Source organism: Nakamurella sp., assembly GCF_048594475.1.
Lineage (GTDB): Bacteria > Actinomycetota > Actinomycetes > Mycobacteriales > Nakamurellaceae > Nakamurella.
This window is the reverse complement of sequence record NZ_JBMDXT010000153.1, coordinates 1-9638: the sequence shown is the minus strand read 5'-3', so window position 1 is coordinate 9638 and position 9638 is coordinate 1. Positions and strand designations below refer to the sequence as shown.

The following is a 9638-nucleotide window of genomic DNA, read 5'->3' as shown; positions in this document are numbered from 1 at the left end:
GGTGGTGGTCACCGGCGCCGTCGCCACCGGGGCGGCGGCGATGGCCACCCCGAGCGGGTTCACGGACGCGGCGGCCGGGGACACCGGCAGGACGCAGATCGTGGCGGCGGTGGACGCCGCGAGCAGGCTGAGCAGGCTGCGCCGGGCCAGGACGCGCAGGGCGACCGGCCCTTCGCGGTTGATTCGTCGGGACATTCGATTTCCTCGGGTCAGGGAGAATTGCGGACCAACAAAGGTTCGCTTTCCCATCCGATGAAATCGATGGTGTGCACCACCAGGTCGGTTCGGGGGTGCCCGCACCCCTGAAGAGTTATCGAAACGACACGGCGAGAACGGTATCAAGCTCGACAGTTCCTGCCGTGCAGGCCTTCCGGCTCACATCAATTGCTGCCCACATCCCGACCGTGACCGACCGGGCCGCCGCGTTGGCGATCGGCCGGCGGAGGCTGATCCGGAATGGACGGGACAGCCGGCGGGATGGGCGGGGCGTCCGGCTGGGCCACGGGCGCGGCCGGAGGTGGCGGCGCCGCGGCCGGCGCCGTGGGCGTGCTGCGCTCGAGGAAGCGCAACAGTTCGACGGGGAACGGCAGGACCAGGGTGGAGTTCTTCTCGGCCGCGACCGACACGATCGTCTCCAGCAACCGGAGCTGCAGGGCGCCCGGGGTGTCCGCCATCGCGCCGGCCGCCTGGGAAAGCTTCTCCGACGCCTGGAGTTCGCCGTCGGCGGAGATCACCCGGGCCCGGCGTTCGCGCTCCGCCTCGGCCTGCCGGGACATCGACCGCTTCATGGCCTCCGGCAGCGCGACGTCCTTCACCTCGACCCGGTCGATGTGAATCCCCCAGTCCAGCGCGGGACTGTCGATCATCAACTCCAACCCCTGGTTGAGCCGCTCGCGGTTGCTCAACAGGTCGTCCAGGTCGCTCTTGCCGATCACCGAGCGCAGTGACGTCTGCGCCACCTGCGACACGGCAAACGTGTAGTCCTGCACGTTGACCGTGGCCAGCACCGGATCGAGGACGCGGAAATACACCACCGCGTCCACCCGGACCGTGACGTTGTCCCGGGTGATGCCGTCCTGCGCCGGCACCGGCATGGTGGTGATCTGCATGTTGACCTTGCGCAGCCGGTCCATCACCGGCGCGATCAGCGTCAGACCCGGGCCGCGGACCCCGTCCCGGAGGCGCCCGAACCGGAAGACCAGACCCTGCTCGTACTGCTGGATGACGCGCGCGGACATGGCCGCCGCGGTCACCGACAGCACCGCGAGAACACCGATGACGATCCACCAGAGGTCCACGGAACCCACCTCCGACCGGGGACGCAGCGACCCCTGCTCCGAGGCTAACCCTCGACCGGACCGGGCGGGCGGAGCGTGGGCCGGCCGAGCAAGGCCGGCCCGTCGAAGTCCTGCTTCCGCACGAACCGGGCTGCCCCGCACCCGTCGATTCCGGGCAGATCGGCCCGGTCGTAGGTCGACACCAGCACGATGCGCAGATCCGGCCGCACCCGCAGGATCCGCCGGCAGGCCTCGATCCCGTCGATTCCCGGCAGCGTCACGTCCATGACGATCAGATCGGGCGCCAACTCGCTCACGAGGTCGACGGCCCGCTCGCCCGAACCCGCCTCGCCGACCAGTTCCAGGCCGGGCGTGGTGGCGATCAGGGCGGCGGCCGCCCGCCGGAACTGCGGCTGGTCGTCGACGAGCAGCACGCGGGTCGCCGCCGGGTGGCCGGTCATCGCCCCCTCTCCCGGGAGTCGACGCAGCGACGCGGCGGCCGCGCCCGACCCGCTCGGCCGGCCTCGCTCATCGGCGACCCTCGGCCAGGTACAGCAGCGCGGCGCGGACCCGCGGATGGTTGACCCGGTCCCCGCTGAGGTTCAACTTGGTGAAGATCGAGTTGATGTGCTTCTCGACGGCATGCGGGGTCAGCACGAGGGTGTCGGCGATGGCGGCGTTGGTCCGGCCCTGGGCGATGCCCTCGAGCACCTCCCGTTCCCGGCGGGTGAGCCGTCCCAGCTCGCCGTCGCCGGCCAGAGTGCGCGCGTCGATGAGGGTCTCGACCACCTTCGGGTCGATCACCGATCCACCCCCGGCCACGATGCCGATCGCCGTGACCAGGTCGTCGAGGTCGCTGACCCGTTCCTTGAGCAGGTACCCCCGGCGCTGGGTGCCCTGGCCGAGCAGGGCCCGCACGTACCCCGGCTCGGCGTACTGGCTGAGCAGGATCACGCCGATGCCCGGGTGGGCCCGGCGGCAGTGGTCGGCCACCTGGACGCCCTCGTCGCGCCGGTCCGGCGGCATCCGGATGTCGGTGAGGACGACGTCGGGCCGCAGCTCGGCGATGGCCGCCAGCGTCTGTGGCAGATCCGCGCAGCCGGCCACGACCTTCACCGAGTCCACCGTGGACAGCATGCCGCGGACTCCCTCCCGGAGCAGGAAATTGTCCTCGGCCAGCACCACCCGATGCGTCATGCCACCCGCTCCAGGGGCAGCCACGCCCGCAGGGTCGTCCGGCCGTCGACCTCCGTCATGGTCAGGTCGCCGCCGAAGGCGTCGACCCGATCGCGCATCGCGGCCAGCGTCGGATCGCCCGCCGCGCCGCCGGCGACGGCCGGTGCGACGACCTCGAGCTCGACCCGGTCCGGCTCGACGCGCACCGAGACGGCCTGCCGGGCAGCACCGTCCGGTCGGGAGGTGAGCGCGGCCGCGATCAGGAAGTACAGCGCCCCGGATACGGCCGGGTCGGCCCGGAGCCGGGGATCGTCGGACACCGTGAGATCGAGGCCGACGCCGCTGCGCACCTGCCAGCCCTCCAGGGCCGCGACCAGACCACCGTCGCCCAGGCGGGGCGGGTAGATGCGGCGGGCCAGGTCGCGCAGCTCGTCCAGGCCCTGCCCGACCAGTTCGCGGGCCCGCTCGATCAGCTCCGCCGCGGCCGGATCGGCCGCGTCGGCCGCCCGCGCCTGCCCGATGCATTCCTGCGCGAGCCGCAGGCACGGGTCGACCCGATCCCGGATCTCCGCGGAGATCGTCGCGGCCTGCTGCTGCCGGGCCCGCGCGATGCGCTCGTTCGACGCCGCGATCTGGTCGGTCAATTGTTGCAGGGCCACCGCGCGACGCTGCAGATCGACCGTCAGCCGCACCGTCGACATGGCCAGCCCCGCGGGGGCGGCGAGTTGCCGCAACAGGGTGGCCTCCCGGTTGGCCACGACCGGACGGGCGACGTCGGCCTCGATCTCGCCCACCGCGTCCCCGTCATGACGGACCTCGACCACGACCGGGGACCCCTGCGGACCGGCGCGGTCGGGCCACACCTGGGACAGGGTCCGGCCCCCGGCCAGGTTGACCCGCACCTCCGAGCGTTCGACCTGCAGGGTGCGACCGGTGATCTCGGCCAGCGAGGGCAGCACCTGCTCCACCGGCAGCGCGGTGGCCATCCGCCGCAGCAACGAGCGGCCGGCCTGGTACCCGGCGGCCCGATCGCCCAGCACGATCCGCTCGGCCAGCCGGGTCAGCACCCGGCCGGTCCCGGCGAACAGGGCGGCGGTCGCGGCCATCGTGACCACCACCAGCCACACCGGCATGCCCCCGGCCGCCGGCCACCGGCGTTCGGACCACCATTCGGCGGCCGCGAAGGCCGTCAGCGCGACGGCCAGCCGGATCCCCAGGACCAGGGCCGTGACTCGGGCACGGTCAGCCATGACCGGCCCCCGCCGCATCCGCCGGGACGCCGACCCCCGCCGAGCCGGACCCGACCGGACCGACGCCCGGCACGGGCACGGTGCCGCGCACGGCCGTCCCGACCCCCGGGGCGGCGTCGATCCGCACGCTCCCGCCGAGCGCGGCGACCCGGTCGTCCAGACCCCGGATGCCGCCGAAACCACCTGCGGCGGCGTCGATCCCGCACCCGTCGTCGGCGACCTCGAACTCGATGGCGGCCCGCCCCGGCCGCACGTCGATCGAGATCGACCGGCCCCCTGAGTGTTTCACCGCGTTCTGGACGGCCTCGGCGCAGCAGAACCAGACGGCCACCGCGGCGTCGGTCCAGGCGTCGGGCCCGCTCGCGGGGCCCGACGGTCCCGGGGCCAGCGGGTCCGGTCCGGCGTCCACGGTCAGCCGCACCTCGAACCCGGCCCGGGCCGCGCCGTCCGCGACGGCGGTCAGCGCCCGGTGCAGATCACCGTCCCGCAGGCCGTCCGGAAGGCCGCCGCCGGCCAGCCGGTGCACCTCATCGACACCCGCCCGGAGGGTCTCCGGGACACCGGCCAGGACGCCGTCCGCCGCCGGACGGCCCAGCGCGGCGGCCATCCGGAGCTCGATCATGGCGGCCACCAGCGTCTGCTGCGCCCCGTCGTGCAGGTTGCGCTCCAGCCGGTCCCGCTCGCGGTCCTGGGCCGCGACCATCCGGCGGCGGGTCTGCCGCAGCTGGTCGGCGCGCTCGGTCAGCAGCCGGACCCGCTGCTCCAGCCCGTCGGCCAGGGTCGCGTTGTGCAGCAGCAGGCCGGCGTGGTCGGCCAGGTCGGCGAGCAGGGCCCGCTGGGCCGCGGGCAGCCGCTCGCCGGGCGAGAGTTCGACGGTGAGCACCCCGGTCCGCCGGTTGCCGTACTCGATCCACCAGAACCGGCCGTCGGCCAGGACCGGTGCCCCGGGCCCGGCCGGGGCACCGGCGACGACGGTCCACCGGTCACCGTCCCCGGCCCAGATCCGGGCCGCCCGGGCCCGGGTGGCCCGGACCACCACGTCCACCACGCGATCGAGCTCATCGTCGCGGCTGAGCAGGTCGAGCCCGCTGATCAGGCTGCCCATGGCGGCGGCCGGGTCGAGGTCCTGGCCGAAGACGATCCGGTTGATCCGGCGCCGGATGACGTCCCACGCCCAGCTCAGGATCACCGCGGCCACCGCCATCACCAGGACGGTCCACCAGCGCCCGCCGGCCGCCCACCACCCTCCGGTGACCACCGCGGCCAGGTACACCAGGCCGGTCCCCACCAGCAGCACCGTGGCCGCCAGGACCCGGCCGAGCAACCGGTCGAGCCCGAAGATCCGGTACCGGACCGAGGCGATGAACAGCACGACCGGCACGATCGCGAACACCGCCGGGAACAGGTCGGGCAGCGCCGCCGCCAGACCCGCGGCCGGCGCCCCACCGATCCCGGCCAGGGTCAGGGCCTGCGCCACGCACCACAGGACGGCCACCGCCAGCGCCGGCAGGAGGGCGCCGATCAGCAGCCGGGCGTCCCGGCGGGCGGTCGCGCCGGTGGCCGGATCGCGCAGCCGCAGGACCTGCGCGCCGACACCGGTGACCGGGATGAGGACGCCGAAGAAAACGACGAAGAACTGCGGGTGGAGCAGGAAGTCGCTCCACCAGCAGACCGCCGCCACCACCGCGGTGACCCCCAGCGCGGCGCCGGTCAGCCGGCGTCCGGACAGCCAGGTCCCCCGCGGCAGCCGAGCGTCCGGGAACAGCGCGACGCCCCAGAGGTAGCAGACGCCCGACGCGATGTGGAACGCGAAGTGCGCCAGCGACACCGGCCAGGGGCTGCCGATCAGGCGGAACGCCTCGTGGCTGGGCAGGTTGAAGGTCGCGGCGGTGCCAAGCAGTCCGACGGCCAGCAACCGGGGTACCAGCTGGTCCCAGCCCCGCACCAGCAGCACGACCCCGAGCACCAGGTTGAGCGCGCTGAACCCGTACTGCAGCGCGGTGACCCCGGTCAGGCCCGTCATCGGCATCGAGGGCATCAGCAGTTGCTCCGCCGGCGCCGCCAGGAACCCGCCGGACGCGGCCAGCGCCCGCGCCTGGTCGGCCACCGGGCCGACGCGGGCGACCGTGGCCGGCAGCAGGCCGAGCAGCAGCCAGACCAGCAGGCCGAGGACGTACGCCCAGGCGACCACCCGCAGCAGGGCCGATCCTGGCCGGATACTCACAAACCAGCATTATCGGGCGTTCCTTGCCGTGGGCAAGGATCGGCCGTCATCCCGCTCCGATCACCGGGCGCGCGACGGTGCGTCTGAGATCCTTCTGAGGACGCCCGAGCACGATGGCCGGACGCCGGGAGGGAGGGGTCGGGTGGAGACCGGGCAACCGCGACTGCTGCTCGTGGAGGACGACGGCCGGCTCGGGCCGCTGCTGGCCGAGGTCCTCGGCGATTCGTACGACGTCGACCTGGTGCCGGACGGGCAGTCCGGGCTGCATGCCGGCCTGACCCGCGACTACGAGGTGATGGTGATCGACCGCGGCCTGCCGGCGATCGACGGCGTCGACCTGGTGCGCCGGCTGCGGCAGCGGGCGGTGACCACCCCGATCCTGATCCTGACCGCCCGCGCCGCCGTCGCCGACCGGGTCGAGGGTCTGGACGCGGGCGCCGAGGACTACCTGGTCAAACCGTTCGAGATCGACGAGCTGCTGGCCCGGCTGCGGGCCCTGCGCCGCCGGCCGATCGACCGGGCGACGACGCTGGATCTGGGACGGCGCCGGTTCGACGTCGGGGGCCGGCAGGTGACCGACCCGGACGGCGGCGCCCCGATCGACCTGTCCGGGCGGGAGGCGGCGCTGCTGGAGGTGCTGGCCCGGCGCCCGCAGCAGGTCTTCACCCGCCCCGAGTTGCTGGCGGCCGTGTTCGACCCGGCGGACGACCCGGGCAGCGTCGACACCTACGTCTACTACCTGCGGCGCAAGCTCGGCCGCGAGGCCGTGCACACCGTGCACGGCCTGGGCTACCGGCTGGGAGTGTCGTGACCGCGCCCACCGATCCCGACCAGCAGCTGCTGCGGTCGGCGACCCGGCGGATGGCCTGGCAGCTGGCGGCGGCCAGCGCCGTGGTGGTGGTCCTCGCCGCCCTGGCCACGCTGGCGCTGAGCCCGGTGCTCGGGCACGGCCGCGGCGGCCACGAGGGTGGCTTCGACCGTGACGACGACGTCCTGCGCACCACGCTGCTGGTGGCCGGCACCATCGGCGTGGCGATCGCCGGGCTGGCCGGCCTGCTCATCGCCCGCCGGGCGGTGGCCCCGCTGGGCGAGGCACTGGCCCGGCAGCGTCGCTTCGTCGCCGACGCCGGCCACGAGCTGCGCACCCCGCTCACGGTCATGCACACGCGGGCGCAGCTGATCGCCCGGCGGATGCCGCCGGACGACCCGGCCCTGCCGGCGATGCGGCAGCTGCTGGACGACAGCCGCACCCTCGGCGAGATCGTCGACGAGCTGCTGGCCAGTGCCCAGCTGTCGGCCGACCCGGCGCGCGGGGAGCCGATCGCCGTCCCCGAGCTCCTGCACGAGGTGGCGGCGTCCATGGGCGTGCTGGCCGACCAGCGGGCGGTCGGGCTCCGCGTGGCCGGGCCGGACGCGCTGTGGGTCACCGGATCCCGCACCGCGTTGCGGCGGGCCGTGGCCGCGCTGGTGGACAACGCGATCGGTCACACCCCGGCCGGCGGCACCGTCGAGCTGGCCGGGTGGCCGGCCGGCGACCGGGTCGTGCTCGCGGTCACCGATACCGGGGAGGGTCTGGGCGGCGCGGACCCGGAGGAGCTGACCCGGCGCTTCGCCCGCGGCGAGCGGTCGGCCGACGGCCCCGGGGGCCGGCGGTTCGGCCTCGGGCTGGCGCTGGTCCGGGAGGTGGCGACCGCGCACGGCGGGCACCTGCGGCTGGGCCCCGGGCCGACCGGAGGCGTGCAGGCCGTCATCGAGATCCCCGCGCCGCGGGCCTGACCGGCGGGCGCCGGCCCGGGCCGGGCCCCGGCGGACGGGGCCGGGTCAGCCCGCCGCGGTGGTCAGCAGGGGACGCAGCCGGGTCCGTTCGAGCGCGTGCACCAGACGCACGAGCGGGCGGCGGGCCAGCAGGAAGCCGGCCAGGCTGACGGCGGCGCCGGTGACCAGACCGACCAGCACGTCGAACGGGAAGTGGGCGCCGACGTAGACCCGGGAGAACGCCAGCAGGACCGCCGCCGCCGCGGTCACCGCGCCCAGCCGGCGGTTGACCAGGAACAGGCCGAGCACCACCGCCCCGGCCATCGTCGCGTGATCGCTGGGCATCCCGGGATCGCCCGCTCCGGGCAACAGGATGAACGCCCCCGGCGCCGCCACCACCGGACGCGGCTCGCCGATCAGCGCGGCCAGCGGCTGGTTCACCGCGACCGCCAGCAGCGTGCCCAGCGGGGCCCAGACGGCCGCGGCCAGCCGGGCCGGATCCTGGCTCCGGCGGGCGATCCACCACCCGACGCCCAGCAGGACGACGAAGGCCAGCACACCCCATTGGGCGACGTCCAGCATCGGCCCCTGCAGCCACGGGGTGTCCCGGGCGAAGGTGTTGATCGGCTGGAACACGGACAGATCGGGGTCCATCAGGGCCTTTCCCGGTCGACTCGTCGGGTGCGCGTCGGTCACGCACCCGGCCGCGCCCCAGCCTGCCGGGCAGAAATCAAAGATCTGTCAGACGCCGTCCGAGGCTTTCCCCGGTCCGCGGGCGGCCGACGCGACCCGGCCGATGCCCGACCGGACCGGAGATCGCGCCGGGTCAGGTGCCGTCGTCCCGAAATGTCGCTGGCAGACCCCCGCAGTTTGCGTTTCACTGGACCCGGTGACGGCAGCGGCGTCACCGGTGCTGTCGACGGCGGAGAAGAGGCGCCCGTGCGGGACGACGGAGACGGCGCGACCCCGGGCCCGCCGCAGCACCTGCCCCCGGGCACCGTCATCGGCCCCTACCGGGTCGAGTCGCTGCTGGACCGCGGCGGCATGGCCAACGTCTACGAGGCCACCGACGTGCGGCTCGAGCGCCGGGTGGCGCTCAAGATCCTGGCCTTCCACGACCCGGACGGGTCCGACTTCCGCGAGCGGTTCCTGCGGGAGTCCCGCTTCGCCGCCTCGCTCGACCATCCGAACATCGTGCCCATCTACGAGGCCGGCGAGTCCGACGGGCTGCTCTACATCGCGATGCGCCTGGTCCGGGGAACCAACCTGTCCCGGCTGATCCGGCGCGAGGGCCCGCTCGATCCGCCGCGGACCCTGGCCGTCCTGTCCCCCGTCGCCGACGCGCTCGATCTGGCCCACGCCGCCGGCCTGGTGCACCGGGACGTCAAACCGGCGAACATCCTGCTGGCCGAGTCCGCCGACGGCCGCCCGCACGTCTATCTCAGCGACTTCGGCCTGACCCGGCGGGCCTCGGCGATGAGCCGGCTGACCGAGGCCGGCAGCTTCATCGGCACCATGGCCTACATCTCGCCGGAACAGATCCGGGGCGAGCCGGTGAGCGCGCGCAGCGACCTGTACGCGCTGGGCTGCGTCGCGTACGAATGCCTGGCCGGGACGCCGCCGTTCGTCCGGGACGACCAGGCCGCCCTGATGTGGGCCCATCTGAGCCAGTACCCCGCCCCGCTCGGGCCGGCCCACCCCGAGCTGGCCGCCGCCGACCCGGTGCTGGCCACGGCGATGGCCACGAACCCGGCCGACCGGGTCGCCACGGGCCGTGAGTTCGTCGCCGCCCTCTCCCGGGCGCTCGGCCCGGCCGACTCCCGGGCGCTCGGCCCGGCCGACCTCCGGCCCGGCCCGGCCGCCGGGGCCCCGGCCGGCCCGTCGACGACGGGACCGCACCCCGGTCCGCCGTCCGGGCCGCACACCGGTCCCCCGTCCGGGCCGCACACCGGTCCG

At 74.7% G+C, this 9638-nt stretch carries 10 protein-coding genes; 3 read left to right on the top strand and 7 right to left on the bottom strand.

Features of this window, described 5'->3' with window-relative positions:
- The 6 genes from ACOJUF_RS07605 to ACOJUF_RS07580 form a co-directional block, all read right to left on the bottom strand.
- Positions 1 to 195, bottom strand: a 195-nt coding sequence (locus ACOJUF_RS07605) for a hypothetical protein (protein ID WP_420121254.1), incomplete at its 3' end; no start/stop codon positions are given.
- A gap of 185 nt (positions 196 to 380) precedes the next feature.
- Entirely contained in the window at positions 381 to 1238 is an 858-nt protein-coding gene (locus tag ACOJUF_RS07600; protein WP_420121255.1) for a slipin family protein, read from the bottom strand.
- Positions 1239 to 1342: 104 nt separating this feature from the next.
- Positions 1343 to 1738 (bottom strand): response regulator, encoded by a 396-nt coding sequence (locus ACOJUF_RS07595; protein WP_420121253.1) that lies wholly within the window; start codon positions 1736 to 1738, stop codon positions 1343 to 1345.
- A gap of 67 nt (positions 1739 to 1805) precedes the next feature.
- Positions 1806 to 2474, bottom strand: a complete 669-nt coding sequence (locus tag ACOJUF_RS07590; protein WP_420121252.1) for a response regulator — start codon at positions 2472 to 2474, stop codon at positions 1806 to 1808.
- The gene (locus tag ACOJUF_RS07585) at positions 2471 to 3703 is read right to left on the bottom strand and encodes a hypothetical protein (RefSeq protein WP_420121251.1); all 1233 of its coding nucleotides are present in this window, start codon (positions 3701 to 3703) and stop codon (positions 2471 to 2473) included. The genes ACOJUF_RS07590 and ACOJUF_RS07585 overlap by 4 nt, the downstream gene beginning before the upstream one ends.
- Positions 3696 to 5927: an ATP-binding protein gene (locus tag ACOJUF_RS07580; RefSeq protein ID WP_420121250.1), complete on the bottom strand. Its 2232-nt coding sequence runs from the start codon at positions 5925 to 5927 to the stop codon at positions 3696 to 3698. Before ACOJUF_RS07580 ends, ACOJUF_RS07585 begins: the two co-directional genes overlap by 8 nt.
- A gap of 142 nt (positions 5928 to 6069) precedes the next feature.
- Between ACOJUF_RS07580 and ACOJUF_RS07575 the strand changes: the two genes are divergently transcribed.
- On the top strand, positions 6070 to 6738 hold the full coding sequence (locus ACOJUF_RS07575) for a response regulator transcription factor (RefSeq protein WP_420121249.1): 669 nt from the start codon (positions 6070 to 6072) through the stop codon (positions 6736 to 6738).
- Positions 6735 to 7703 carry a sensor histidine kinase gene (locus ACOJUF_RS07570; RefSeq protein ID WP_420121248.1) on the top strand — a complete coding sequence of 323 codons (969 nt, stop codon included), beginning with the start codon at positions 6735 to 6737 and terminating at the stop codon, positions 7701 to 7703. Before ACOJUF_RS07575 ends, ACOJUF_RS07570 begins: the two co-directional genes overlap by 4 nt.
- Positions 7704 to 7748: 45 nt before the next feature.
- Here the strand turns inward: ACOJUF_RS07570 and ACOJUF_RS07565 are convergent, their stop codons facing one another.
- Positions 7749 to 8336, bottom strand: a complete 588-nt coding sequence (locus ACOJUF_RS07565; RefSeq protein WP_420121247.1) for a phosphatase PAP2 family protein — start codon at positions 8334 to 8336, stop codon at positions 7749 to 7751.
- Between the two features lie 285 nt (positions 8337 to 8621).
- Between ACOJUF_RS07565 and ACOJUF_RS07560 the strand changes: the two genes are divergently transcribed.
- A partial coding sequence (locus ACOJUF_RS07560) for a serine/threonine-protein kinase (RefSeq protein WP_420121246.1) occupies positions 8622 to 9638 on the top strand: 1017 nt, incomplete at its 3' end.

Excerpts from the sequence above, each read along its gene's own strand:
- ACOJUF_RS07600 (WP_420121255.1), bottom strand. The coding sequence starts at position 1,238 with ATGTCCGCGCGCGTCATCCAGCAGTACGAGCAGGGTCTGGTCTTCCGG.
- ACOJUF_RS07595 (WP_420121253.1), bottom strand. The coding sequence starts at position 1,738 with ATGACCGGCCACCCGGCGGCGACCCGCGTGCTGCTCGTCGACGACCAG.
- ACOJUF_RS07590 (WP_420121252.1), bottom strand. The coding sequence starts at position 2,474 with ATGACGCATCGGGTGGTGCTGGCCGAGGACAATTTCCTGCTCCGGGAG.
- ACOJUF_RS07585 (WP_420121251.1), bottom strand. The coding sequence starts at position 3,703 with ATGGCTGACCGTGCCCGAGTCACGGCCCTGGTCCTGGGGATCCGGCTG.
- ACOJUF_RS07565 (WP_420121247.1), bottom strand. The coding sequence starts at position 8,336 with ATGGACCCCGATCTGTCCGTGTTCCAGCCGATCAACACCTTCGCCCGG.